Origin of the sequence: Streptomyces sp. NPDC057280 (assembly GCF_042668605.1) — a bacterium.
GTDB lineage: Bacteria > Actinomycetota > Actinomycetes > Streptomycetales > Streptomycetaceae > Streptomyces.
The window spans coordinates 1,015,176-1,040,461 of sequence record NZ_JBHUYR010000001.1 but is presented as its reverse complement, the minus strand read 5'-3'; the positions used below and the strand labels follow the sequence as shown (position 1 = coordinate 1,040,461).

The window sequence follows — 25,286 nt, the reverse complement described above, 5'->3', positions numbered from 1 at the left end:
CCGCCGCATGAGGCCCACCACGACGTCCCCTGTCCTCCGGAGGGCCGCCGCATGACGGTCACCACCCCCGACAAGGCGCCCGTCACCGAGGTGCCCAGGTCCAGCGGCACCCGGCTGGTGGACCGCGTCTTCAAGATGCGCGAACTCGCCATCCTGGTCGTCTTCCTGGTGATGATCGTCATCACCCAGGCCGGCAACAGCGAGTTCCTCTCCGAACAGGGCATCAAGGACCTGCTGCTCAACGCGACGATCCTGGTGCTGGTCGCCACCGGGCAGTCCCTGGTCGTGATCACGCGGAACGTCGACCTGTCGGTCGGCTCCACCCTCGGCATCAGCGCCTTCGCCGCCGGCACCTACCTCCAGGGCGGCGGGAACACGGTCGTCGCGATCGCCCTCGCCGTCCTCATGGGCATCGGATTCGGCCTGCTGAACGGCCTCCTGGTCAGCCTCGGCCAGGTGCCCGCGCTCGTCGTCACCCTCGGCACGCTCTACATCATCCGCGGCATCGACTCCATCTGGGTCGGCTCCCGGCAGATCACCGCGGCGGGCCTCCCGGACGGCTTCATCGACTTCGGCTCCGGCGGCATCTCCGCCGTCCCCTACCTCGCCCTCATCGCACTGGTGGTCCTGGTGGCCACCGCGTACTACCTCAAGCACTTCGGCAGCGGCCGCGAGCTCTACGCCCTCGGCTCCAACCCCGAGGCCGCCCGCCTCGCCGGCATCCCGGTCCGCAAGCGGATCCTCGCCGCGTACACCTTCTGCGGGGCCCTGGCCGGACTCGCCGGCGCGATGTACCTGGCCCGGTTCGGCAACGTCGACTCCGGCACCGGCACCGGCTACGAGATGACCGTCGTCAGCGCGGTCGTGGTCGGCGGCGTCGTCTTCACCGGCGGCTCCGGCAGCGTCTACGGAGCGGCCCTCGGCGCCATGCTGCTGACCTCCATCAACAGCATGCTGCCCGCCCTCGGCGTCAGCTCCGTGTGGGTGCTCGCCATCAACGGCATCCTGCTCATCCTCGCCATCGCGGTCGACCGGATCGTCGCGCTGCGCGTGGCCTCGGCCCTGAAGAAGAGGAACGCCCGCCATGCCTGAGTCTCTGACGCGAGCCGTCCGCTGGGACACGGTCGTCGGCGCCGTTCTGATCGTCGTGCTCCTGCTGTCCTTCGCAACGGTCGACGGCTTCGGAAACGCCCTCAACCTGTCGTTCCTGATCGGCAACACCCTTCCGATCGCCCTGGTCGCCCTCCCCATGACCCTTCTGGTCGTCTCGGGCGAGATCGATCTGTCCGTCGCCTCCACCGCCGGTCTCTCCGGCGCCGTGATGGGCTACCTGTGGAACCAGGGCATGACGATCGAGACGATCATCCCGGTCTGCCTGCTGCTCGGCGTGGTCTGCGGCCTCATCAACGGCCTGCTCGTCACCCGGCTCGGGCTGCCCTCCCTCGCCGTCACCATCGGCACCCTCGCCGCCTACCGGGGCATCGCACAGATCGTGCTCGGCTCCGACTCGGTGACCGACTTCCCCACCCAGTACCTGGACTTCGCGGCCGGCCGGATCGGCGACACGTTCGTCCCGCAGGCCTTCGTACCCTTCCTCGTGCTGCTCGTGATCGCCGTGATCGTGCTGCACGCCACGGCGTTCGGGCGGGCCACGTTCGCCGTCGGCGCGAGCGAGGAGGCCGCGCGGTTCGCCGGCATCCGCGTCAAGCGGCAGAAGCTCATCCTGTTCACGGTGACCGGGCTGATGGCCTCGCTGACCGGCGTCTTCTGGGCGCTGCACTACGCGTCCGCTCGGTATGACAACGCGACTGGGCTTGAACTGTCTGTCATCGCGGCGGTGTTGCTCGGTGGGATCGACTTCGACGGTGGCAAGGGGACGCTCGGTGGCGCCATTGCCGGGGTGTTCCTGTTGGGGGCGTTGCAGAACGTGATGAGCCTTCAGGACGTTTCGGCGCAGTCGCAGATCGTCGTCACGGGTGTGTTGCTCGTGCTGTCGGTGCTTGGGCCGCGAGTTGCCAAGCAGATCGCAGTGGCCAGGGCACGAAGGCTCACGTCTTAGCGCCGTTTGAAGCTGCCGGTCCGTCGTGGCTGGTCGCGCAGTTCCCCGCGCCCCTTAGGTATCTCCACTCACCCTTCTTTCAAAGGAACCCTCGCCATGCGCAAGTCATCCCTCCGCCATGCCTGCGCGGCTCTCGCCGCCGGAACCTCTCTCGCCCTCGCGCTTACCGCCTGTGGCGGTACCACCAAGAAGGACGTGGAGAACGAGAGCGCCTCGGCCGCCTCCACCGCCAAGGCCGATCCGAACGCGGCCACCAAGAAGGGTCTGACCGTCGGCTTCCTGCCCAAGCAGGTCAACAACCCCTACTTCACCTCCGCCGACAAGGGCGGCGAGGCGGCCCTGAAGGAGCTCGGCTCCAGCTACAAGGAGGTCGGCCCCTCCAGCGCCACCGACACCGCGGGCCAGGTCTCCTACGTCAACACCCTCACCCAGCAGCAGGTCGACGCGATGGCCGTGTCCGCGCAGGACCCGGGTGCCCTGTGCACCGCGCTGAAGCAGGCCATGAAGAACGACATCAAGGTCGTCACCTACGACTCCGACACCAAGCCCGACTGCCGCAACGCCTTCGTCTCGCAGGCCTCCGCCGAGGACCTGGGCCGCACCGAGGTGCAGCTGCTCGCCGAGCAGATCGGCTACAAGGGCGAGATCGCGATCCTGTCGGCCGCGCAGACCGCGACGAACCAGAACGTCTGGATCGACTTCATGAAGGAGGAGCTGAAGGACCCGAAGTACAAGGACATCAAGCTCGTCAAGGTCGCCTACGGCGACGACGACGCCCAGAAGTCCTTCCAGCAGACCCAGGGCCTGCTCCAGCAGTACCCGGACCTGAAGGGGATCATCTCCCCGACCACCGTCGGCATCAAGGCCGCCGCCCAGTACCTGTCGGGCTCCAAGTACAAGGGCAAGGTCAAGCTGACCGGCCTCGGCACCCCCAACGACATGCGCAAGTACGTCAAGAACGGCACCGTCGAGGGCTTCGAGCTGTGGGACCCGGCGAAGCTCGGCGACCTCGCCGCCCGCACCGCCGTCGCCCTGGCCTCCGGCCAGATCACCGGCAAGGAGGGCGAGACCTTCAAGGCCGGCGACACCACGTACACCATCGGCAAGGACGGGGTGATCAACCTCGGCAAGCCGACCGTGTTCGACGCCAAGAACATCGACCAGTTCAACTTCTAGGCCCTGGAGGGTCGTTGATGCAGCGCGTGTGCTTCCTTCTGAAGGTCCGTGCGGACCGCCTGGACGAGTACCGCGAACGGCACGCCGCCGTGTGGCCGGAGATGCTGGACGCGCTCTCGGCCACCGGCTGGCACAACTACTCGCTCTTCCTCAGAGAAGACGGCCTGCTGGTCGGCTATCTGGAGACCGAGGACTTCGCCGCCGCCCAGGCCGGCATGGAGGCCACCGAGGTCAACGCCCGCTGGCAGCGGGAGATGGCGCCGTTCTTCGAGTCGCTGGACGGCGCCCGCCCCGACGAGGCCATGAAACCGCTCACCGAAGTGTTCCACCTCGCCTGACTTCCGACTTCAGGAGCCGCCTGCATGAAGAGACGTACCGTCCTCGCGTCCGCGATACTGGCCGCCGTGGCAACACCGGGCATCGCGCGGGCCGCCGTTCCCGGCCCCTCCGTCACCCAGACGGGCAGCACCACCCTCGACGGCCAGGCCGTCTTCTTCGTCTCCTACGACGGCCTGGTCAACAACAACTCGTTCCAGAAGAACGGGCTGCTGACCTACAAGGGCTACCAGTACGCCGTCTGGTACACGGCCGACAAGAACGCCGTCGTCGGCCGCCGTGTCCTCGGCGGCAGCACCTGGTCCACGGTCCGGGTCGGCCACACCCTCAAGGCCGACGACTCCCACAACGTCATCTCCATGGGCGTCTCCAGGACCGACGGCCGGCTCCACCTGAACATGGACTCGCACAGCGACGGCTTCACCTACGTCAAGTCCGTCGCCGGGCTCATGGACAACCCGGCCGGACTGAGCTGGACGGCCGCCCGCTTCGGCGCCCCCCAGTCCACCCTGGACGGGCTCGCCCTCACGTCGCAGTTCACCTACCCGCAGTTCGTCGCCACCCCCGAGGGCAGGCTCCAGCTCAGCTACCGCGTCGCGATCTCCGGCAACGGCCGCAACGCGCTCGCGGAGTACGACGGGTCGGCCTGGACCGCCCTCGGGGAGTGGTCCAGCTCCACCGGCACATACACCAGCGAGCACGGCTCCTCGACGGCCCGCAACATGTATCTGCACGGCATCGACTACGACCGGAACGGCCGGCTGCACTCGTTCTTCACCTGGCGCGAGCAGAACGGCGCGGTGATGTGCTCCTCCGGCGGCATCACCAACCACGACACGGGCTACGTCTACTCCGACGACCGCGGCCGCACCTGGCGCAACAACGCGGGCACCGTCGTCGGCACCACCGGCGGCAGCGACAAGGTCGCCGTCACCGACTCCGGCCTGGTGATCGACGCGCTGAACCCGGACCACTCCCTGATGAACCAGGAGAGCCAGTTCACCGACTCCGCCGGCCTGCCCCACGCGATCATCAGCTATGTCCCCGGCCGCTTCGGCCAGTGCACCACCGACTACGTCGCCGACCGCACCGCCAACGGCCGCGCCTTCCACGTCCGCAAGAACGCCGCGGGCACCTGGCAGAAGACCGAGATCCCCGTCCCCCTCAACTCCAGCCAGCGCACCAAGCTGGTCCTGGACAAGTACGACAACGCCTACGCGATCTTCCCGTTCGGCCGGATCGCCGGCGCCTCCAAGGCCTCCGGCCACACCGACTGGACGCTCCTGTACGACGGCAGCGGCCTCAACGCCTTCGGCGAGGTCGTGATCGACGAGACGCGCATCGCCCAGGACAACGTCCTGTCGGTGATGTACCAGGAGAAGTCCAGCGGTACGACGCCGTCGGCGCTCCACGTCGTGGACTTCGCGCTGCCCGCCTGACCGGGATCGCTTCGGGGCGGAGTGCCGGTAATGTGATGGCCGGCCCGCCGCCCCTCTTTCACCTGGAGGTTCCTGCCCGATGGCCCAGTCGGTGGGTATCAAGGACGTGGCCCGCGCCGCCGGAGTGTCGGTGGGCACGGTCTCCAACGTCATCAACCGCCCGGACTCCGTCGCGACCGAGACACGCGCGCGCGTGCTCTCCGCGATCGACCGGCTCGGCTACGTCCGCAGCGAGTCCGCCCGCCAGCTGCGCGCCGGACGCAGCCGGATCATGGGGCTGCTCGTCCTCGACATGGGCAACCCCTTCTTCGTCGATGTCGCCCGCGGCGCCGAGCGGGCCGCCCGCGACGCCGGGCTCGGCGTGATGGTCTGCAACAGCGCGGAGAGCCCGGGGGAGGAGGCCGAGTACCTCTCGCTCTTCGCCGAGCAGCGGGTGCGCGGTGTGCTGCTCACCCCGGCCGACGCGACCGGCCGCAACATCCAGAGCTTCCGGCGCCACGGCATCCCCTTCGTCCTCGTCGACCGCGTCGCCGAGGGCACCACGGAGTGCTCGGTCTCCGTCGACGACGTGGCCGGCGGCGCCCTGGCCGTACGGCATCTCATCGACGCAGGACACCGCAGCATCGCGTACGTCAGCGGCCCGCCCGGCTTCAACCAGGTCCGCGACCGCCGCACCGGCGCCCTCAACGCCCTCGCCGAGGCCGGCCTGGGCCCCGACGTGCTGCGCGAACTGCCCACCGAGCGCCTCGACGTCGCCGCGGGCCGGGACGCCGGCGCCCGCCTCCTCGGCCTCGCCGACCGCCCCACCGCCGTCTTCTGCGCCAACGACCTGCTCGCCCTGGGCGTCCTCCAGGCCATGTACGCGGCCGGCATCAACGTCCCCGACGACCTCGCCATCGTCGGGTACGACGACATCGAGTTCGCCGCCGCCGCGGCCGTCCCGCTCACCTCGGTCCGCCAGCCCGCGGTCACCATGGGCGCCCTGGCCGCCGAACTGCTGCTGGAGGAGACGGAGGCGGAGACCGCGCCACGCCGGCACGAGCACCGCCGGGTCGTGCTCCAGCCCGAACTGGTCGTACGCCGCTCCAGCCTCTCCGCCCGCTGATCCGCCGTTCAGTCCGATTTCATGATCCCAGGCATCGGATATCGGACGGGCATGTGCTGAACTGGGACGCGTCCGCACGTCCGTCCGTCCCGGGAGCCCCGTTGACCGCGACCTACCGCCAGCCCGGCGTCGTCCTCACCGACCACCACTTCACCGTGCCGCTCGACCACGACACCCCCGACGGGGAGACGATCGAGCTCTACGCCCGTGAGGTGGTCGCCGGTGACAAGGCGCGGCAGGACCTGCCGTGGCTGGTCTACCTCCAGGGCGGCCCGGGCTTCGGCGCCAACCGTTTCGTCGGCAAGCCGGCCTGGCTCGGCCGTGCCCTGAAGGAGTACCGGGTCCTCCTGCTCGACCAGCGCGGCACCGGCCACTCCACGCCCGCCAACCGGCAGACGCTCCCGCTGCGCGGCGGCCCCGCCGAACAGGCCGACTACCTCACCCACTTCCGCTCCGACTCGATCGTCCGCGACTGCGAGACCATCCGCCCGCAGCTCACCGGCGGCGCCCCCTGGACCGTCCTCGGCCAGAGCTTCGGCGGCTTCTGCGCGGTCAACTACCTCTCGACCGCCCCCGAGGGCCTCAGCGCCGCCGTGATCACCGGCGGCCTACCCTCCCTCGACGCCCACGCCGACGACGTCTACCGGGCGGCCTACCCGCGCATCGAACGCAAGGTCGCCGCCCACTACGCCCGCTACCCGCAGGACGTCGAGCGCGCCCGCCGTATCGCCGACCACCTCCTCCACCACGAGGTGGTCCTCCCCAACGGCTACCGCCTCACCGTCGAGGCCTTCCAGTCCCTCGGCATCGTCCTCGGCGGCGGCGAGGGCAGCCACCGCCTGCACTTCCTCCTGGAACAGGCCTTCGTGCGCACCCCGCAGGGCCCGGCCCTCGCCGACGCCTTCCAGGAAGAGGTCCAGGGCCTCCTGTCGTACGCCGGACACCCCCTGTACGCTCTCATCCACGAGGCGATCTACGGCCAGGACGACCGCCCCACCGCCTGGTCCGCGGAACGCGTCCGCGCCGAGTTCCCCCAGTTCGACGCCGCGAAGGCGCTCACCGGCGACGGGCCCGTGCTGTTCACCGGCGAGTCGATCCACCCCTGGATGTTCGAGACCGACCCGGCCCTGCGCCCCCTGCGGGAGACCGCCGAACTCCTCGCCGCCCGCACCGACTGGAAGCCGCTCTACGACAGCGCCCGCCTCGCCGCCAACACGGTCCCGGTCGCCGCGGCGGTCTACCACGACGACATGTACGTCGACACGACCCACTCCCTCCAGACCGCCCGCGCCGTCCGCGGCCTGCGCACCTGGGTCACCGACGAGTTCGAGCACGACGGCGTCCGGGCCGGCGGCCCGCGCGTCCTCGACCGGCTGCTGGCGCTGACGCGCGACGAGGTGTGACGTTACTGTGCGGGCATGACCGAGCCGACGATCACTCAGCTCCAGCCCATGCCCGAGGACTGGCGGCGCGCCCTCGCCGTCGTGGCCCACCCGGACGACCTCGAGTACGGCTGCTCCGCGGCGATCGCCGCCTGGACGGACGCCGGACGCGAGGTCGCCTACGTCCTGGCCAGCCGCGGCGAGGCGGGCATCGACACCCTGGAGCCGGCGAAGTGCGGCCCGCTGCGCGAGCAGGAGCAGCGGGCCAGTGCCGCGGTCGTGGGGGTGTCGGCCGTGGAGTTCCTGGATCACCGGGACGGTGTGATCGAGTACGGCACCGCGCTGCGCCGGGACATCGCCGCCGCGATCCGCCGGCACCGGCCGGAGCTGGTGATCACCCTCAACCACCGTGACACGTGGGGCGGCGTCGCCTGGAACACCCCCGACCATGTCGCGGTGGGCCGGGCCACCCTCGACGCGGCCGGCGACGCGGGCAACCGCTGGATCTTCCCGGAACTGGCGGAACAGGGCCTGGAGCCCTGGAACGGCGTCCGCTGGGTCGCCGTCGCCGGCTCGTCCTCACCCACCCACGCGGTGGACGCGACGCCCGGCCTGGAGCGCGCGGTGCGCTCGCTGCTCGAACACCGCACGTACATCGAGGCGTTGACCGACGAGGACCCGGAGACGTACGTCCGCGGCTTCCTGACCGGCAACACCACGGCCACGGGGGAGCGGTTCGGCGGGAAACCGGCCGTGGCCTTCGAAGTCTTCGCCCGGTAGCGGGACCTCAGCGGTGCGCGGCTATCCTCGTGCGACCCGATGAGCAGGGCGACCCCGCCCGTGTGCAGGACGAGGGACCGGGAGTGAGTCGGATACGTGTCGCGCTGGGACTCGGTGCGGTGGCCATGGGCACGGCTTGGGCGGTCGGTGGTGTGGCGGGCCTGCGAGAGGTTCTGGCGGCCCTGTCGGTGGCCGTACCGACGCTGCTGGTCCTCGCCGGCATGGTCCTGGTGCTGCGGGCGGCCGTACCACGCGGACAACTGGGCGGGCCCCTGGCCCTCATGAGCGTCGGCGCCGGTGTCCTCGCGCTCCGGTTCGACGTACCGCGGCTGCCGGACCTGTCGCGCCAGGCACCGGTCGCCCTCATCGTGGGAGGAGTCGTCGTGGCGCTGTTCCGTGGCAGGTCCGACACCCGTATCGACACCGGCGTCCGGCGTTTCACCTCGCTGCTCCATCCGCCGGTGAAGCCGCGGATGGCGGGTACCGCGCCGAAGAAGCTGATCGTGCGGGCGTTGCTGTTCGGCAGGGTGCACATCGATCTGTCGGGCTGTGACTTCCCTCTGGAACCGCGCATGGTCGTCGATGTCACGGTGCTGTGGGCGGACGTGAAGATCACGCTGCCGCCCGAGTGGACGGTTCTGGCCGGGCGGGTCGAACTGACGTCAGGTGTCCGGTTCTTCGGGGACCTGTCGCAGCCGGTCTTCGCGTCGGCGCTGCCGACCCCGGGCGAGACGAGGACGGTTGTGGTGAACGTCCAGGGCCTAGGCGGAGCCGTCACCCTGACCGGCGGGGCCTGACGCAGGGTGCTCGTACGTGAGGCCGGGAAGTTCGTCCTTGGCCAGGGTTTTGGGACTTGCGAGGAACTCCGTGAGCGCCGTGTTCCACTCGTACTCCTCGTCCGGGGTGGACGGCAGCTTCAGATGGAGCGCCGTCAGCATGTCGAACCGGTGGAGATCGAACGCGGCGGCCAGCAGTTCCGCGTGGTCGGCGGCGACCCGCAGGGAGCCGCGGTAGGCGGCCATGCTCAGCAGGGCGGTCACCAGGGGTGCCAGGCTCCACAGGTCGAGGCGGCCCAGCAGCGGGCTGCCGGCGACAGTGGCGAGTCCGAAGCAGACACTCAGCGCACAGGTGGTGTCGAGCAGATCCAGCTGCTGGTTGACGGCGGTGGTCAGCTTGGGGGAGAGCTGCGGGTACAGGCGGTGGGACACGGTCGACAGATCCAGCCCGTACCGTCGGCCGCTCGTGTCCTCCCCCTCCCGCAGGATGTTGCCGAGCATGGTCGGCATCAGCCGGTCGTCGTCCTCGTCCGCGGCGCTGGGTATCGGATGCGGACCCGTGGGATAGCGCAGCATCAGGTCCTCGGCCCGCGCGGCGATCCGAGCCGCCCGGCTCCTGCGGCGCGCCAGGAGGACCGCGTCCTGGAAGTGCGTCACCGGCGTCTCGGGCACCACCACGTCGCTGACCACCAAGGCCGTGTGCAGGCGTCGTCGGTGCCGCTCGGTCGCGAGTGCCGCTGCCACCTCCGGCACCGCCCGCCCCCGCCAGTAGCCCTCGAGCATCTGCACCAGAGCGACCTGGAAGGGGCGCAGCAACAGCCCCACCAGAAGGCACCCGAAGGCGGCGACGGCCAGCCATTCGGGATGTTCCTTCGCCCGGTCGGCCAGATGCCCGACGTCGACTGTGTCACCCGCGTACGCGCCGGACACGACCAGCGCGGTCACGTAGCCGGTGAGCACGGCCACCGGCAACACGCTCACCACGGTGAAACGCGCGCCACCGAGGGCTTTTCCGGCAGCCTGGGAAAGCCCGGACAGCACAGGTCTCATCCTCCAGAGGGCGAGCCGTCGGGGACCATGGGTGTGCCGCACTCGGGACAACTGGGCGGGCCGGCACGCCCTTTGGGCGTGGAACGCGTGCCACTGCAGTCGGGGACGGGGCACGTGTAGTGGCGGCGGCCCGCCCCGCGCTTGCCGCGCGACATGCTCGAGTCCCCGTACCGGAACGCGAGCACGCCCAGCACCGCGGCGAGGCGAACTCCCAGCGCGACGCGGAACCGAACGTGCACCTCGTGCTCCCCCGGGCAGAACGGCAGTGCGGACAGTATGGGGCGTGTACGTGCCTCCTGGTAAGTCCGGTTCTCCGGTGTGTGATGTGATCATGGAGTGCGCGACTGACACCTGTGGGGGATGGGATGAGGGACAGCGAACTGCTTGCCGACCGCTTCGAGGAGTGCCGGCCGCATCTCAAGGCGGTGGCCTACCGCATGCTCGGCTCGCTCGCCGAGGCCGAGGACGCCGTGCAGGAGGCCTGGCTGAAGCTCGGCCGGACTGATGCGGACGAGATCCGCAACCTCGGCGGCTGGCTCACCACGGTCGTCGGACGGGTCTGCCTCGACATGCTGCGCTCCCGCACCACGCGCCGCGAGGACCCGCTGGACGACACCTTCGTCCCCGACCCCGTGCTCACCCCGCTCTCGCGGATCGACCCCGAGCAGGAGGTGCTCCAGGCGGACTCCGTCGGGCTCGCCCTGCTCGTGGTCCTCGAGACCCTGGAGCCCGCCGAACGGCTCGCGTTCGTGCTGCACGACATGTTCGCCGTGCCGTTCGACGACATCGCCGCGATCGTGGAGAAGACTCCGGCCGCCACCCGGCAGCTCGCCAGCCGCGCCCGGCGCCGGGTCAAGGGCGCCACCCCGTCCGCCGAACCCGATCTCGGACGGCAACGGCAGGTCGTCGACGCCTTCATGACCGCCGCCCGCGGCGGGGACTTCGAGGCCCTGCTCGCGGTCCTGGACCCGGATGTCGTGCTGCGAGCCGACTCCGGTGCGCTGGTCGGCGGGGCGGCGGTGTCCAAGCTGGTGCGCGGTGCCAAGCCGGTGGCCGAACAGGCCATGCTCTTCCGCCAGTTCGCGCAGTACGCGGAGCTGGCGCTGGTCAACGGCGCGATCGGGGTGTTCAACGCCCAGGAGGGGCGGCTGCTCTCCGTCATGGGCGTCACCGTCGTGGACGGCCGGATCACCGAACTGCACATCCTGGCCGACCCCGAGCGGCTCGCCCGCCTCGACGTGCCGGCCACCGAGGGCTGAGTCAGGCGGCCACCAGCATCGCGCCGACCGGGCGGTGCGGGCTCACCGCCCGCCCGTCGGGGAGGAGTTCACCGGTGTCGTCGAAGACGATGGTGCCGTTGCACAGCAGGCTCCAGCCCTGTTCGGGGTGGGCCGAGACGATCACCGCGGCGTGGTGGTCGGGGCTCTCGGCGGTGGGGCACGCGGGCTGGTGGCTGCACATGACGTCTCTCCTCGATGCGGGGTTGCTCCTGCTTCCGTCGGCTGCACCTCAGTGGTAGCCGAGTTTGTTTTCCGCTGTATGTGGAGACCCCCACACCGCGGGAAATTCATCGGTGAGTTCTCGTTCCGTATCCTGGACACATGCAAGATCACACAGCCCTGCGCGGGGACTGCGGGAACTGCTTCGGGCTGTGCTGCGTTGCCCTGCCCTTCACGGCCTCCACGGACTTCGCCGTGGACAAGCCGGCCGGCAAGCCCTGCGCCAACCTCCAGGACGACCACCGGTGCGGCATCCATGCCCGGCTGCGGCAGCGGGGCTTCACCGGCTGTACGGTCTACGACTGCTTCGGCGCCGGGCAGAAGGTCTCGCAGGTGACCTTCGGCGGCGCGGACTGGCGGACCGGCGGGCGTGAGCACGCGCGCCGCATGTTCGACGTCTTCCCGGTCGTGCGCCAGCTGCACGAACTGCTCTGGTATCTCACTGAGGCGCTCACCCTCCCCGCCGCCCGCCCGGTCCACGCCGAGCTGCGCCGCATGCTGGAGCGGACGGAGGAACTCACGCTCCGGACGCCCGAGGAACTGGGCGCGCTGGATGTGGGCGCGCACCGCCAGGAGGTCAACGTGCTCCTGCTGCGGACCAGCGAACTGGTCCGGGCCGGCACCCGCGGCAAGAAGAAGGACCGCCGGGGCGCGGACCTCATGGGCGCCCGCCTCCGCAACGCCGACCTGCGCGGCGCGAACCTCCGCGGCGCCTACCTCATCGCCGCCGACCTCACCGGCGCCGACCTGCGCGGCGCGGACCTGATCGGCGCCGACCTCCGCGACACCGACCTCACGGACGCGGACCTCACCGACGCCTTCTTCCTGACCCAGCCCCAGGTGAACGCGGCGAGGGGGAGCGCGGGCACCCGGTTGCCGGCATCGGTCACGCGTCCGGAGCACTGGACGCGGGGCTGATTCGCGCCGGGTGGTGGTGGTCTGCTGTCGGGCTTTGAGGGGTGGGGGGTTGAGGCGTGTGGGGTGGCGGCGGTCTGCTACCGGGCTTCGAGGGGGATTGAGGCGCGTCGGGTGGCGGCGGTCTGCCGCCGGGCTTCGAGGGGCGGGGGATTGAGGCCCGTCCGGTAACGGTGGCCTGCTACCGAACTTCGAAGACCGCGGGGTTGACCGCGCCGCCTGACAGCGGCCTCCTCTCCGGCGCCGACGACCGCCGGGTGCCCGGCGCCTGCGCCGGACTCACTCCCCAACCCGGTGCACCGGGCACCGCGTCTCCGCCCCCGGCGTCACCTCCGCCCCAGCCCCCGAGGCCACCTCGGCCCCCGAGTTCGCCTCGGCCCCCGAGCCCGCCGCACCCACCGAGTCCGCCTCCGCCCCCGACCCCGCCTCCGCCCCCGACCCCGCCACAGACCCGACCGGCACCCCCGCCCGGCGCCGCTCCAACCCCAGCCGCAACCCCTCCGGCATCAGGGTCAGCCGCTCGGCGATCCGTAGCCGGTAGGCCGGGTCGGCGACCAGCTCGTACCGTCGTAGAAGCAGCCCCAGCACCAGCGTGGCCTCGTGCAGGGCGAACTGGCGGCCGATGCAGGCCCGGGCGCCCGTGCCGAACGGCTTGAAGGTGTGCGGGGCGCGCTGCCGTACCGCCTTCGGGTCGAAGCGGTCGGGATCGAACCGTTCGGCGTCCGCGCCCCAGACCTCGGGGTCGCGGTGCAGCATCGGCGTCAGGACGAGCGTCCACGCGCCCCGCCGCATCGGATGCTTCCCGGCCAGCACCGTGTCCTCGCGCGCCTCCCGGGCGAAGGCGGGCGCCGTCGGCCACAGCCGCAGCGACTCGTCGAGGACCCGGCGGACGTAGCGGAGCCGGGCCACCTGGTCGTAGCCGGGTGACTCCGCGTCGCCCCACACCCGGTCCACCTCCGCGCGGGCCCGCGCCGCGACCTCCGGGTGGCGGGAGAGGTAGTGCAGGGCGAAGGACAGCGCGCCCGAGGTGGTCTCGTGCCCGGCCACCAGGAACGTGATCACCTGACGGCGGACGTTCTCCGCGGACAGCCGCTCACCGGTCTCCGGATGCGCGGTCCACAGCATCCGGTCGAGGAGATCCCCATCGCCGGCGTCGGTCCTGCGGCGCTCGCACACCAGGTCGTCTACCGTGCGGTTCAGGTAGGAGATGTCGGCTTCGTTCCGGCGCCCCGCCCGGCGCAGCAGCCCCGGCCACGGCACCGAGTTGAGCCGTTGCGCATAGGTCAGCGTGCCCACCATCGCCGCGATGAAGGGATGCGGACGCGAGCGTTCGAAGGAGCCGAAGTCATGGCCGAAACCGGTGCGCGCGATCGTCTCCAGCGTCAGCTTGGTCATGTCGCCGGGCACGTCCACCGTGCGGCCCGTCGCCAGCTCCGCGTCCCAGTGGTCCGTGAGCTGCCCCGCCACGGCCAGCATCATCGGGTGGTAGCCCTCCATGGCCTCCCGGCTGAAGCCAGGGGCGAGCACGTCGTGCGCCAGCTGCCAGTTCGGCTCGTGGTTGTACGCCGTGAACAGCCCGTCTCCGGCGACCGGCCGCAGGTTGGCCACCCCGAGCCCCACGTGCTTCGCGAACCGCGTCTCGTCCGCGAGGTCGGCGGCCAGCTCGGCGCCCCAGACGAACACGAACTCCCGGTCGAAGGCCTTGCGCCGGTAGATCGGCCCCAGCTGACGGGCGTACCTGAGGGAGTCCTGGAGCGGGGTGCGGCGGTTCGCCCCGAGCACATCGCCGAGGAGGGGCAGCCGCCGCGGCGGATGCGGGATGCGGTGCAGCTCGGGCCAGCCCTGCTCGGCGCTGCGGAACCCCTTTGGCAGCGTCGCCTGGGTGCTCGTCTCCGCCATGACGCGATCTCCCTCGGTACAGGGGCGGGTTGGGGCGTGTTGTACGTGGGTTCAATAGCGTGCTCAAGTCTGGTCCCGTTGTTGAACCGGCGTCAAGTAAAGGAACCGTGGTCGGGATAAGGTGCGGTCATGGCCGCCAACCAGGGGGAGCGCACCCGCCGCCGGCTCAGCACCGAGGAGCGCCGGGAGCAACTCCTCGCCGTCGGAGCGCGGCTGTTCTCGGAGAGCCCGTACGACGACGTGTGGATCGAGCGCGTCGCCGAGATCGCCGGTGTCTCACGCGGGCTGCTCTACCACTACTTCCCGAACAAGCGGGATTTCTTCGCGGCGGTCGTCGAGCGCGAGAGCGGCCGGATGCTGCGCATGACCACGGCGGTCCCCGGCGTCCCGGTGCGTGAGCAACTGGCCGCGGGACTCGACACGTTCCTGGAGTACGTCGAGGCCCACGCGCACGGCTTCCGTGCCTTCCACCGGGCCGACGCGGCCGGGGACCAGGCCGTGCGCAAGGTCTATCAGCAGGCGCTGGCCGCGCAGGAGCGCCAGATCCTGGCGGCGCTGGCCGCGGATCCCGAGTTCGGCGCCGGCTTCGAGGCGCGGCCCGAGATCACTCTCGCCGTGCGCGGCTGGCTGGCGTTCGTCACGGCGGTCTGCCTGGAGTGGCTGAGGGGCGCGGAGCTGTCCCGGGAGCAGGTGCGCGACCTGTGTGCCCGTGCGCTGCTGGGCGTCCTCGGCGTCTGAACTTTCGCGAAGCGGCAGGGGTGGTGGTTGGCGGGCACTCCGATCTCCGATAGGTTAGGCAAGGCTTACCTAAGGAGGTCTGGGATGGGTGCTGGGATCGGTGACAGCCACAGCTGGGCGGCCGCGCCTTCCGCGGCGGAGCGGGCGCGCTCGGTGCTCGCCACCGCATGGTCGTGCGCCGTGACCGCGGACGGCGGTCGTGAGGAACTCGTCGGCGCGCACGCGGTCGCCGAGGACGGCCGCGTGCTCCTCGACGTCCCCGACGACAGCGCGCTGCTCGCGGCCGCGATCTGCGCACCGCGCGGAGAGCCGTCCGCCGTGCTGGAGTTCGCCGACGTCTCGCCCGTTCCCCTGCGCAACCGTATCCGGGCCCGGCTGTGGCTGGCCGGCTGGTTCGCCCCCGAGGACGACCGGCTGGCGTTCACGGCGACGCGGGTCGTCCTGCGGCAGCCGTCCGGCGCCGTCGTCGTCGACCTCGGCGAGTTCACCGCCGCCGCGCCCGATCCGCTGGCCACGGCCGAGGCCCGGCTGCTGACACATCTCGCCGACTGCCACTCCGACGCGGTCGAGCGCCTCACCCGGCTCGTCGAACCCGACAGCCTGCACGGCGCCGTCAAGGTCCAGCCCGTCGCGATCGACCGGCACGGACTGACCCTGCGCATCGAGCGCGCCCGCGCCCACGGCGACGTACGCCTGCCCTTCCACCGGCCCGCCGACGACGTCGGACAGCTCACCGAGCGCATGCACGTCCTGCTCGGCCAGGCCGCCTCGGCCTCCTGCCCGCGTGCGCTACAGCGGCAGCGCACAGACGGCGACGGGTGACGCGAACGGCCTGCCCGCGAGCCGCAGCCGACCGCTGTCCGGGTCCACGTGGAACACGCTCACCGTGCCCGACCGCTGGTTCGCCGCGAACAGCAGCGTGCCGTCCGGCGCCAGGGCGATGTGCCGCGGGAAGTCGCCGGCCACCGGCACCGTGTCCAGGAGCCTGAGCCGGGCGCCGTCCGCCTCCACCGCGTAGCGCGTGAGGCTGTTGTGCCCCCGGTTGGCGAGGTAGGCGTACCCGCCGTCCGGCGCGACCACGAACTGCGCCGGATAGCTGGTCCCCGAGCCGGTGCCCGTGGACTGCGCCCCGCCGATGGTGAGACGCCCGGTGCCGGCGTCGTAGGCGCAGACGGCGACGGTGTTGTCGACCTCGTTGGCGAGGTACGCGTACCGGCCGCCGGGATGGAACGTGAGATGCCGCGGACCCGCTCCCGGCCGGGTGTGGGCCTGTGCGACCTCGCTGAGCTTTCCGGTCCGCTCGTCGAGGCGGTACGTGTAGACCGTGTCCGTGCCCAGGTCGACGGCGAGGAGATGACCGCCGTCCGGGCTCGTCACGAACTGGTGCGCGTGCGGGCCCTCCTGCCCCGGCCCCGGCTTCGGCGTGGCGTGCGTGACGAGATCGGCGCGCTCGCCGATCGCCCCCGAGGGGTCGAGGGGATGCACGGCCACACTGCCGTCGCCGTAGTTCGCGCTCAGCAGCCAGCGCCCGCCCGGATGCACCGACAGATGGCAGGGCGCCCCGCCGCCCGTGCTCCGGCTGCCCAGCACCACGCGGTCGGAGAGCCGTACGGCGGTCACGGCACCCTTCTCGCGCTCGTTCACCGCGTACAGCGTGCGGCCGTCGGGGTGCAGGGCGAGATACGACGGGTCGCCGACGCCGGTGAGCGTGCTGCCCCGGGTCACCTTGCCCGTCTCGGTGTCGTACGTGGCGAAGGCGATGCCGGTGCCGCCGTCCTCGACGGAGGTGTAGGCGCCGACGGCCAGGGGGCGGGGGCCGGGCGGGGCGGGGGAGGGCGACGGGCCGGCGGTGCTCGGACCCGCCTCGGGCGCCACCGCCCGCGGTGTCCGGGCCGGCTCGGGCCCGGCGTCGTCGCAGGAGGAAAGCACCGTCACCGTGGCCGTGCCCGCGAGCGCGCCGACGAACCGACGCCTGCTCCAGTCGCCCCTGCCCATGCACGCACCTCAGGTCGGTTGCCCGGTCGGCAGCCACCATGACCCGGACCGCGTCCCGTACGCAAACCCGCGCACGCCACTGCCGGTCACCTCACCGGGAACGCCTCGCGGCACGCCACTGCCGGTCACCTCACCGGGAACGCCTCGCGGGAGCGAGCCGGTTCCGGCGTACGCGCTCCTGGAACTTGGTCAGCCGCGGCAGCCGCTCGCGCTGGTCCTGGGACGTGCGGTCCAGCTCCTCCAGGAGCCGGCGCGAGCGGTGCTCGGTGTCCAGCTCGTCGAGGATGCGGTTCACCTCGGTCAGCACCGCCCCGTGCAGCTGCCACTGACGGGCGTCGCGCTGCACCTCCTCCAGCAGCAGCTGGGCGAGCTTGTCGCGGGTGGCCGCGGCCTGCCGCAGCTCGGAGGCGAGCCGCTCCTCGGCCGACTCGGCGCTCTGGCTGACATGGGCGGTGACCAGCACCGCGAAGCTGACGATGGCGTCCGCGATCTCGGACAGCAGCTGGTCCACGGCGGCGCCCGACTGCGCGTCGAACAGCGGCTCGGGGTCGCGTTCCTTGGCGAGGTCGGCGAAGGTGCGGGCGAGGACCCGCAGCACGACCGTGCAGATCTCCAGCGTGTCCAGGCCGGTGCGGAGCACCACCCGGTGCAGCAGCCCCTCCCGGACGCGCGGATTGAGCCGCAGGCTGTCCTCGGCCTGCCGCAGGGCGGCGTCCACCTCGACGATGTCGTGGTCGAGCCGGCGAGCCTCGTGCAGCCGCTCCCGCGCGTGCTCCACGGGGGTGCGGCCCGCCGCCTCCTCGCCCATGCGCAGCATCAACTGGCGTACCCGGCGGGCCAGCCCCTCGATCGACTCGCCCGCCTCGTCCACCCATACCGGTGGCGCGAACAGCAGGTTGAAGCCGAGCCCGACGACCGCCCCGATCAGCGTCTCCAGCACCCGCGCCCACGCGGTGTCCCCGACCGTCGTCACCCCGAGGACCAGCATCGCGCTGATCGCCACCTCGGGCACGTACTCGTCGACCTTCACCAGATGCCCCACCGCGAGCGAGGCCAGGATCAGCAGCGCGAGGCTCCACCAGGTCAGTCCGACCAGCAGGCTGAAGGCGATGGCGACCAGCACACCGGCCACCACGGAGTTGACCCGGCGGATGCCGTTGGTGAGGGTCGCGTAGAGAGTGACCTGGACGACCAGCAGCGCGGTCAGGGGCGCGGTGAGCGGGGCCGGCTCCGGGCTCAGGCGCAGCGCGATGACGTACGCGATCGTCGCCGCGGCCGCGGACCGCAGCGCATGGACGACCGCGGGGTCTCTGCGGCGCTTCACGAAGCGCACCAGTGACGTCATCCGCTCACGTACATCCAGCATCCTCAGGTAGTTCCTCTTTCACATGTGCAGGGTCGTACTCATTGCGGACCGTAGCTGTCCGCAAGGATGCCTAGATTGTTGGCAACAGCAGGTCGGCGGCAAGAGGGGAGACCAGTGATGGCGGACACCCGAGGGTTCGAGGTTCTCACAGGTGCGCACGACTATCTCCGTGAGGTGGTCGCGGGGGTGCCGGCGGGGGCCTGGGGAGCGGCGACGCCGTGCAGTGAATGGACGGCACGCCAGGTGCTGAACCACGCGCGGATCGACCAGCAGGGTTACGGTCTCGCGATCACCGGCGGGCGCCCCGACTCCGACCCCTTCCACCCCGAGGACGCCCTCGCCGCGGACCCGTCGGGGCAGCTCGACGAGGTGCTGCGGGCGGTGGCGGCCGCGTACGCGGGGCTGCCCGCGGACGCCGAGGCGGTGCCCACGCCGCTCGGCCCGCTGCCCCTGCCGTTCGCCGCCGCGGCGGCCGCGATGGACGCGGCCGTGCACGCCTGGGACATCGCCGTCGCGACGGGCCAGGACCTACCGCTCACGGAGGAGCTCGCCGAGGGCATCCGGCCGGTCGCGGACCGCCTCGTGGACCATCTCCGCGACTCCTACCAGGTGTTCGCCCCCGCACGGCAGGTGCCGGACGGCGCGGGACGCGCCGAGTCCCTGCTCGCCTTCCTCGGCCGCGACCCGCACTGGAAGCCCTGAGCCCCCGCGGTCACGCGGTGCCGGCGGTCCGGGTGCGGGACCGGTAACCGGCGATCTTCGCGAGGTTTCCGCACCGCTCCATCGAGCACCAACGGCGCCGCCGGGCCTGGGAGTCGTCGAGGAACAGCAGGGAACACTCCGGGTTCTCGCACTCCTTGACCCGCGCCATCAACGGCCCGCCCGCCAGCAGTACGGCGTCCCGCGCGACGGTGGCCAGAGCCGCCCGCGCGGGATGCCGCGCAGTCCAGCGCACCGCCCCCCACTGGGGTGCCAGATCCGGGCGCGCGGCCGTTGTGTTGATCAGCTCGACGTCGGCCGCGTCCGGCGTCTCTCCTGCCATCGCGGCCCGCACGAAGCGGTGGACGGCCTCGCGCAGCAGCCGGGCGTCCGCGAGATCCCGCGCGCTCACACGCACCGGTTCCTCGCCCGCGGCCAGCTCCGCCTGGGTCAGCCAGCGCGCCAGGGCGGCGGGGTCCGGCAGCCGCTCCTTGGGCGTGGCGTGCCGTTTGCCGAGCGTGGCGACGAAGTTCAGGCAGGGACGACCCCCGATGAACGGGAAGACGAGATCGGGGTCGGTACTGGTCGCGGTCACGACGTCGAGCCTACCTTCCGCGAGCCAGACCTTGACACCCCTTGAACCAGTGTCGCAAGGTGACACCTGTTCAAGCGGTGTCAACGACGTGTGGAAGCGGGTGGGGTATGCGTGCGGTGCGGATCGACGAGTTCGGCGGGCCCGAGGTGCTGGTCGAGGTCGAGGTGCCGGAGCCGGTGCCGGGGCCGGGGGAGGTGCTCCTGCGGATCGCGGCGGCCGGTGTGAACCGCGCCGACGCCCTCGTCAGGCGCGGTGTCTACCACCGCGCCGGCAAGCCCCCGCTGATTCCGGGCGCCGAGGCGTCCGGTGTGATCGCCGAGGTGGGCGAGGGGGTGGAAGGGCTCGAGGCCGGGCAGCGGGTCGTCGCCCTGGACGCGGGGAAGTCCCCTGGCTTCTATGCCGAGTTGGCTGTCGTGCCCGCCACCCAGGTGGTCGCGCTGCCCGACGGCGTGAGCCTGGTCGAGGCGGCCGGCCTGCCCATCGCGTGGCTCTCCGCCTGGTACTGCCTGCGGCATCTCGCCCAGGTCGGCAAGGACGACACCGTGGTGGTGAAGGCCGCGGCGAGCGGGGTCGGCACCGCGGCCGTGCAGATCGCCGCCGACGCGGGGGCACGGGTGATCGCGCTCGCCCGATCGGCCGAGAAGGCCGCCTGGGCGGGGCAGTTCGGGGCGGACGTCACTGTCGACACCTCCGCGCACCCCGGTGACGCCGAGGTCGAGGAGGTGCTGCGGCTGACCGACGGGCGCGGTGCCGAGGTCGTCCTCGACACCGTCGGGGGCGCGGCCTTCGGCCGGAGTCTGCGCCAGGTCCGGCAGGGCGGCCGGGTCGTCGCGCTCGCCAACGTGGCGCTGGAGCCCAGCACGATCGACACCCGCGACTTCTACCCGAAGAACGTGACGATCCACGGCTTCCAGCTCACCAACCGGCAGTTGCAGGGCTACGACCCCCGGGCCGACCTGCGGGAGCTGGCCGACCGGGTCGCCGCGGGCGTCTACCGGGTGCCGGTCGAGACGGTGCTGCCGCTCGCACAGGCGCGCGCCGCGCACGAGCGGCTGGAGGACAGGGCGAACCGCGGCAAGATCGTGCTGGCCGTGGCTGACCTGGACTGAGTCAGGCGTCCAGTTTGTCGAGGAAGGCGGACAGATTGCCCGTCGTGCGGGCGATCTGCTCCTCCAGTGTCAGGCTCTCCTCGATCCGCAGTGTGCTCTGCGGCACCTTCTTGCCTCGGACGTACAGCGAACAGGCCAGGTCGGAGCACATGTACAGGCCGACCGAGTTGCCGTCACGCCCGGCCGCGCCCGCCTTGCGGGCGGTCATCAGCGCGACGCCGCCGCCCGGGTGGGTCGTCAGGCACAGCGAGCACATGCTGCGGTGCAGAAAGCCGCGGTGCGCGGACGCGAGCCGCATGCTCAGGCCGACCGGGCGCCCTCGCCGCTCGGTGACGAGATAGCTGCGGTCCGGCGCTCCGGGATCTCGCCAGCCGAGGAAGTCCAGATCGTCCCAAGGGCGTTCGTCGAGATCGCGGGGCACGGCCAGCCGCTTGGCCTCTCCTTTGGAGCAATTGACGAAAGCATTGCGGATGTCGTGCTCGGTGAGTGATCTCATGGAGGAGCCTCCTTGGGAGTCTCGCTTGAGGCGAAACATGTGGGCGAATTACCTAGTACCCCTAGGTTCTGTGTTCTGTCAGGGTAGTCGCCCCCACCGAGGAGGAGCCAGTGAATTTCGAGGGCGTCCGGTCACCGCGGGCCCGGGCGGCGCTGCGGCACGTGGCGGCACGGTCGTCGGGGCCGGCCGTCGACCCCGACGTACGCATCACGCTGAACTTCCACCCGGACCGGTCGGTCGGCGGGCTGCCCATCCTGGAGGCGCTGCTGCGGGACGGCGGCTACCACTCCCAGTTCGTGACGGGAACGAGCAACGGCGGTCTGACCGTGCACCCCGGCGGCGATCGCTGGCGGTGGGAGAGCCGCATCTTCGGCGGCGCCTACGACGAGGCCGCCCCGCACGACCGGCCCGTGTACGGCGCGCTGAACTTCCGTCGGCAGATCGTCGGCGCGGCCCCGAGGTTCGGCTCCTCGCACTTCCGGCTGACCGGCGCCGCCCTGCCCAGGGCCACCTTCTGCTACCCCGACAGCGCCGCCGAGCCCGCCCACTTCGGCGTGGCCGCCGGGATGTCCCTGATCGCCCTGGCCGACGCGGACCACCAGGACGCCCTCAACGACTACATCGAGGCCCAGATCCACGGCGGCGTCACCCTCGCCGGGGACGTGGAGGCGCTCGTGCTGGACGCCTGCTACCGCGGCACGCCCGTCGAGGCGGCGGCCCGGCTGCTGCCCTGCCCCGTGGAGTGGCACCCCGGATACCGGCTGAGCGTGCCGGAACTGCGCCGGCGCGCGGACTACCGGGGCGAGGAATATGCCGAGCTGGGCGCCCGCATCGCCGAGGACGGCCACATCCACCCGAGGCTCCTCGGCGACGCCGCCCGCACCGGCCGCCACGACCTCCAGGCCCTGAAGATGGTCTGGCACACCCTCGCCCGCTACGGCGCCCCGGAGGGCGCGGGCACCGCCAACGGTGTCGAAGACGCCTACGCGTCGGCCGGCCACGCCCCGGACGCAGGTGCGCCCGACGAGACGACTGCCTAGGAGGCCTTCATAGTTCACATCGTGAATTAAGAGGGTGGGGAAAGTCGCCTTCCGTGCCCCCGCAGCGGTATGTTGCAGGTCGGACAGGGGTCGGAGGGGAGCCACATGGCGGGGCGGAACGGGCGCACGGTACGCGATCTGAGGCGGGCCAACCGGACAGCCGTGCTGCAACGGCTCTACTTCGACGGGCCCCTCAGCCGCTTCGAACTCGGCCCGGCGACCGGCCTCAGCTCCGGCTCGGTCAGCAACGTCGTCGCCGACCTCGTCGCCGACGGCCTGCTGGAGGAGGCGGGCAGCGTGGACTCCGACGGCGGCCGCCCCCGCACCCTGCTGCGCGTGGCCCCCGGCAGCGGCTACATGATCGGCGTCGATGTCGGCGAGACCCGGGTCCGCGTCGAGCTGTTCGACCTGACCCTCACCGAACTGGCCCGCGCCGAACGGCCGCTGACCCAGCAGCGCTACGACGTCGAGGTCATCGTCGGGCACATCCGCGACGGCGTCGCCGAGGTCCTCGCCGACGCGGGCATCGCCCCCGAGCAGCTCCTCGGCGTGGGCATCGGCGTCCCCGGCATCGTGGAGCGCACCCCGGAGCGCGGAGCGGTGGTCCACGGCCAGACCATCGGCTGGGACGCGGTCCCGCTGGAGGCCCTGCTCCGCTCGACCTCCCGGCTCCCCGACACCGTCCGGTACTTCATCGACAACGGCGCCAAGACCCTCGGCCAGGCCGAGATGTGGTTCGGCGGCGGACGCGGCGCGCACAACGCGGTCGTCGTCCTCTTCGGCTCCGGCGTCGGCGCCTGCCTGGTCACGCCCGAGGTGGACAACGGCCGGGCGGTCGAGTGGGGGCATCTGACGGTACGGGTACGGGGCCGCCGCTGCCGGTGCGGCGCACTCGGCTGCCTGGAGGCGTACGCGGGAGCCGAGTCACTGCTCGACCGCTGGCGCGAGGAGGGTGGCCGGCCGCCCGAGGGCACCGACGAGGAGACGGCGCTGACCGCGATGCTCGCCGCCGCCTACCCGGCCGGTGACAGCGCCGCCGACCCCGTCGCGCTGGCCGTTCTGGAGGAGACCGCCGAGTACCTGGGCGCGGGCCTGTCCGACCTCATCAACCTCTTCCAGCCCGAACGCATCCTCATCGGCGGCTGGGCGGGTCTCCAGCTGGGCACCCGCTTCCTGCCCGCCGTACGCCGCCACGCGGCCTCGTACGCCCTGCGGCACCCGGCCGAGAAGGTCACCATCGACCTCGGCCGGCTCGGCCCCGACGCGGTCACCGTCGGCGCCGCGATCCTGCCGCTCGCCGACTTCTTCGCCCGCGGCGGCCGCCGTCCCGAACCCGCCCCCGAGGGACCGCACCCCGCCTGGCGCACGGCCCTGGAGGAGCGGAGCCCGCACTGAGGGCCCGCATGCCGGTCACCGGGTTTCACCGGCGACCGGTGGAGGTACTCGCGTGTCTTCCGTACGACGTGAAGGGAGGACGCCGTGGCTGACAAGCACCGTCTCGGTCCGGACGGCGAACCCGTCCCGAGGGATCTGCCGGACCAGGTGGCCGGACAGGGGGAGGACCGCTGGGACGCGACTCCCGAACCGCCCGACGAGAACGAACCCACCACCGACGTCCCCGACACGGACCAGGCAGGCACGGGCCGCCAGGGCGCACCCCACTCCTCCACCGTGCACCCCGAACATCCGGAGCCACAGGAGCCCTCCGACTGACGGAGACCGTCCACTGATTGCGGGCCCGGGCTGAGCCTGTCTCCCGGCCCGCAATCAGCTGCGCAATCAGCTGTGTGCTCGCCGGCTCAGCCCGCCTTCCGTCCCCGCATCGGCTGCGTGGCCGTCCCGGCCCCCTGCTGGAGCCCTTGCAGGAACTCCTCCAGCACCTCGGTCGCCGTGTGGTCCGGGCGCCAGCGGAGTTCTGTGCGGGCTCGGGTGCAGTCCATCAGGGGCAGGCGCAGGACCGCGTCGAAGAGGTGCGGGGAGGCGGGCAGCAGATGGAGGCCCCAGGCGGCGGCGATCGCCGAGCGGGCCGCGGTGCGCGGCAGGCGGACCGGGCGGGCGCCGAGCAGCTCGCCCAGCAGCTCGGCGTCCACCAGCGGCTCCGCCGCGAGGTTGAAGGCACCGCGGACGTCTGAACGCAGGGCGAGCCGGTACGCCTTGGCCGCGTCGTCCGTGTGCAGGGCCTGCACCCGCAGGCCCGGGATGTCCGGCAGGAACGGCAGCAGCTCCGGGCGGACCAGCGGCCCGGGCAGGAAACGGCCGCCGAAGATGCGGCGCTGCTCGCTCGCCGACTCCCGCTTGAACAGGAACGCCGGCCGCATCCGCACCACCCGCACCTCGGGGTGGTCGCGCTCGAACGTGTCCAGGGCCCGCTCCAGATAGGCCTTCTCCCGGCAGTACGCGGCGTCCGGCCAGCCGTGCGTCGGCCACGACTCGTCCACGGCCTCGTCCTTCGGACCCGGTGAGTACGCGCCGACCGACGACGTGTGCACCAGCGTCGGCACCTTGGCGGCGGCCACCGCCTCGAACACCCGGATGGACCCCAGGACATTGGTGCGCCAGGTCGTCGCCGGATCGTGGGTCGGCTGGAACGCCCAGGCCAGATGCACCACGGCGGACGCACCGGTGAACTCCGCCGCCAGGTCCGTCTCCTCGGAGGACAGATCGACGGTGACCCAGTCCGTCTTCGGCGGCGACCACTCAGGGGCCCGACGCGCCAGCCCCACCACGGAACCGACGTCCGGATCCTCCGACAGGAGCCGCACCACACTGGTGCCGACGTTGCCGGTGGCGCCCGTGACGACGATCCTGCTGCCCGTTGTGCTGCTCACCTTC

Annotated in this window: 26 protein-coding genes; 18 read left to right on the top strand and 8 right to left on the bottom strand. The window is 71.7% G+C overall.

The window, feature by feature from the left end:
- Window positions 1-51 precede the first annotated feature (51 nt).
- The 9 genes from ACFUO4_RS04750 (at window position 52) to ACFUO4_RS04710 (ending at window position 9,074) form a co-directional block, all read left to right on the top strand.
- A complete protein-coding gene (locus tag ACFUO4_RS04750) occupies window positions 52-1,092 on the top strand; it encodes an ABC transporter permease (RefSeq protein ID WP_383479918.1) in 1,041 nt (346 codons plus the stop codon).
- Window positions 1,085-2,059, top strand: a complete 975-nt coding sequence (locus ACFUO4_RS04745) for an ABC transporter permease (protein WP_383479916.1) — start codon at window positions 1,085-1,087, stop codon at window positions 2,057-2,059. Before ACFUO4_RS04750 ends, ACFUO4_RS04745 begins: the two co-directional genes overlap by 8 nt.
- Before the next feature lie 96 nt (window positions 2,060-2,155).
- Window positions 2,156-3,235, top strand: coding sequence for a rhamnose ABC transporter substrate-binding protein (rhaS, locus tag ACFUO4_RS04740; RefSeq protein ID WP_383479914.1), 1,080 nt, complete (start codon window positions 2,156-2,158; stop codon window positions 3,233-3,235).
- Window positions 3,236-3,252: 17 nt separating this feature from the next.
- Window positions 3,253-3,573 carry an L-rhamnose mutarotase gene (locus ACFUO4_RS04735; protein WP_126275736.1) on the top strand — a complete coding sequence of 107 codons (321 nt, stop codon included), beginning with the start codon at window positions 3,253-3,255 and terminating at the stop codon, window positions 3,571-3,573.
- A 24-nt stretch (window positions 3,574-3,597) separates the two neighbouring features.
- The gene (locus tag ACFUO4_RS04730; protein ID WP_383479911.1) at window positions 3,598-5,010 is read left to right on the top strand and encodes a BNR repeat-containing protein; all 1,413 of its coding nucleotides are present in this window, start codon (window positions 3,598-3,600) and stop codon (window positions 5,008-5,010) included.
- Window positions 5,011-5,089: 79 nt separating this feature from the next.
- On the top strand, window positions 5,090-6,115 hold the full coding sequence (locus ACFUO4_RS04725) for a LacI family DNA-binding transcriptional regulator (RefSeq protein WP_383479909.1): 1,026 nt from the start codon (window positions 5,090-5,092) through the stop codon (window positions 6,113-6,115).
- A gap of 101 nt (window positions 6,116-6,216) precedes the next feature.
- Window positions 6,217-7,518: an alpha/beta fold hydrolase gene (locus tag ACFUO4_RS04720; protein WP_383479907.1), complete on the top strand. Its 1,302-nt coding sequence runs from the start codon at window positions 6,217-6,219 to the stop codon at window positions 7,516-7,518.
- A 15-nt stretch (window positions 7,519-7,533) separates the two neighbouring features.
- On the top strand, window positions 7,534-8,277 hold the full coding sequence (locus ACFUO4_RS04715; protein WP_383479905.1) for a PIG-L deacetylase family protein: 744 nt from the start codon (window positions 7,534-7,536) through the stop codon (window positions 8,275-8,277).
- 83 nt (window positions 8,278-8,360) lie between these two features.
- Window positions 8,361-9,074 (top strand): hypothetical protein, encoded by a 714-nt coding sequence (locus ACFUO4_RS04710; RefSeq protein WP_383479903.1) that lies wholly within the window; start codon window positions 8,361-8,363, stop codon window positions 9,072-9,074.
- On the opposite strand, the gene ACFUO4_RS04705 is transcribed toward ACFUO4_RS04710, so the two are convergent.
- Complete coding sequence (locus ACFUO4_RS04705; protein WP_383479901.1) at window positions 9,039-10,103, bottom strand: hypothetical protein; 1,065 nt, start codon at window positions 10,101-10,103, stop codon at window positions 9,039-9,041. The genes ACFUO4_RS04710 and ACFUO4_RS04705 overlap by 36 nt on opposite strands.
- A gap of 365 nt (window positions 10,104-10,468) precedes the next feature.
- On the opposite strand from ACFUO4_RS04705, the gene sigJ reads away from it, so the two are divergent.
- Entirely contained in the window at window positions 10,469-11,362 is an 894-nt protein-coding gene (gene sigJ, locus ACFUO4_RS04700; protein ID WP_383479899.1) for an RNA polymerase sigma factor SigJ, read from the top strand.
- Between the two features lies 1 nt (window position 11,363).
- Here sigJ and ACFUO4_RS04695 read toward each other — a convergent pair whose 3' ends face one another.
- Window positions 11,364-11,564: a DUF5999 family protein gene (locus tag ACFUO4_RS04695; protein ID WP_383479897.1), complete on the bottom strand. Its 201-nt coding sequence runs from the start codon at window positions 11,562-11,564 to the stop codon at window positions 11,364-11,366.
- 140 nt (window positions 11,565-11,704) lie between these two features.
- Here ACFUO4_RS04695 and ACFUO4_RS04690 point away from each other — a divergent pair, with 140 nt between their 5' ends.
- Window positions 11,705-12,520 carry a pentapeptide repeat-containing protein gene (locus ACFUO4_RS04690; RefSeq protein WP_383479895.1) on the top strand — a complete coding sequence of 272 codons (816 nt, stop codon included), beginning with the start codon at window positions 11,705-11,707 and terminating at the stop codon, window positions 12,518-12,520.
- 276 nt (window positions 12,521-12,796) lie between these two features.
- Here the strand turns inward: ACFUO4_RS04690 and ACFUO4_RS04685 are convergent, their stop codons facing one another.
- Window positions 12,797-14,416, bottom strand: a complete 1,620-nt coding sequence (locus ACFUO4_RS04685) for a cytochrome P450 (RefSeq protein ID WP_383479893.1) — start codon at window positions 14,414-14,416, stop codon at window positions 12,797-12,799.
- Window positions 14,417-14,545: 129 nt separating this feature from the next.
- Here ACFUO4_RS04685 and ACFUO4_RS04680 point away from each other — a divergent pair, with 129 nt between their 5' ends.
- Together ACFUO4_RS04680 and ACFUO4_RS04675 are read left to right on the top strand one after the other, a co-directional pair.
- The gene (locus ACFUO4_RS04680) at window positions 14,546-15,154 is read left to right on the top strand and encodes a TetR/AcrR family transcriptional regulator (protein ID WP_383479891.1); all 609 of its coding nucleotides are present in this window, start codon (window positions 14,546-14,548) and stop codon (window positions 15,152-15,154) included.
- 96 nt (window positions 15,155-15,250) lie between these two features.
- Window positions 15,251-15,976: a DUF2470 domain-containing protein gene (locus tag ACFUO4_RS04675; protein WP_383482289.1), complete on the top strand. Its 726-nt coding sequence runs from the start codon at window positions 15,251-15,253 to the stop codon at window positions 15,974-15,976.
- Here ACFUO4_RS04675 and ACFUO4_RS04670 read toward each other — a convergent pair.
- Window positions 15,944-17,149, bottom strand: coding sequence for a lactonase family protein (locus ACFUO4_RS04670; RefSeq protein WP_383479889.1), 1,206 nt, complete (start codon window positions 17,147-17,149; stop codon window positions 15,944-15,946). The genes ACFUO4_RS04675 and ACFUO4_RS04670 overlap by 33 nt on opposite strands.
- A gap of 130 nt (window positions 17,150-17,279) precedes the next feature.
- Entirely contained in the window at window positions 17,280-18,515 is a 1,236-nt protein-coding gene (locus ACFUO4_RS04665; RefSeq protein ID WP_383479887.1) for an aromatic acid exporter family protein, read from the bottom strand.
- 117 nt (window positions 18,516-18,632) lie between these two features.
- On the opposite strand from ACFUO4_RS04665, the gene ACFUO4_RS04660 reads away from it, so the two are divergent.
- On the top strand, window positions 18,633-19,217 hold the full coding sequence (locus tag ACFUO4_RS04660) for a TIGR03086 family metal-binding protein (protein WP_383479885.1): 585 nt from the start codon (window positions 18,633-18,635) through the stop codon (window positions 19,215-19,217).
- Window positions 19,218-19,227: 10 nt separating this feature from the next.
- Here the strand turns inward: ACFUO4_RS04660 and ACFUO4_RS04655 are convergent, their stop codons facing one another.
- The gene (locus ACFUO4_RS04655; protein ID WP_383479883.1) at window positions 19,228-19,809 is read right to left on the bottom strand and encodes a CGNR zinc finger domain-containing protein; all 582 of its coding nucleotides are present in this window, start codon (window positions 19,807-19,809) and stop codon (window positions 19,228-19,230) included.
- A gap of 107 nt (window positions 19,810-19,916) precedes the next feature.
- Between ACFUO4_RS04655 and ACFUO4_RS04650 the strand changes: the two genes are divergently transcribed.
- The gene (locus tag ACFUO4_RS04650) at window positions 19,917-20,918 is read left to right on the top strand and encodes a zinc-binding alcohol dehydrogenase family protein (RefSeq protein WP_383479881.1); all 1,002 of its coding nucleotides are present in this window, start codon (window positions 19,917-19,919) and stop codon (window positions 20,916-20,918) included.
- Window position 20,919: 1 nt separating this feature from the next.
- On the opposite strand, the gene ACFUO4_RS04645 is transcribed toward ACFUO4_RS04650, so the two are convergent.
- Complete coding sequence (locus ACFUO4_RS04645; protein WP_383479878.1) at window positions 20,920-21,414, bottom strand: FBP domain-containing protein; 495 nt, start codon at window positions 21,412-21,414, stop codon at window positions 20,920-20,922.
- A gap of 110 nt (window positions 21,415-21,524) precedes the next feature.
- On the opposite strand from ACFUO4_RS04645, the gene ACFUO4_RS04640 reads away from it, so the two are divergent.
- From ACFUO4_RS04640 to ACFUO4_RS04630, 3 genes are all read left to right on the top strand, one after another.
- Window positions 21,525-22,454, top strand: coding sequence for a DUF3626 domain-containing protein (locus tag ACFUO4_RS04640; protein ID WP_383479876.1), 930 nt, complete (start codon window positions 21,525-21,527; stop codon window positions 22,452-22,454).
- Window positions 22,455-22,559: 105 nt separating this feature from the next.
- Window positions 22,560-23,849: an ROK family protein gene (locus tag ACFUO4_RS04635; RefSeq protein WP_383479873.1), complete on the top strand. Its 1,290-nt coding sequence runs from the start codon at window positions 22,560-22,562 to the stop codon at window positions 23,847-23,849.
- Between the two features lie 84 nt (window positions 23,850-23,933).
- A complete protein-coding gene (locus ACFUO4_RS04630) occupies window positions 23,934-24,167 on the top strand; it encodes a hypothetical protein (RefSeq protein ID WP_383479871.1) in 234 nt (77 codons plus the stop codon).
- 86 nt (window positions 24,168-24,253) lie between these two features.
- Here ACFUO4_RS04630 and ACFUO4_RS04625 read toward each other — a convergent pair whose 3' ends face one another.
- Complete coding sequence (locus ACFUO4_RS04625) at window positions 24,254-25,282, bottom strand: SDR family oxidoreductase (protein ID WP_383479869.1); 1,029 nt, start codon at window positions 25,280-25,282, stop codon at window positions 24,254-24,256.
- Between the last annotated feature and the right edge of the window lie 4 nt (window positions 25,283-25,286).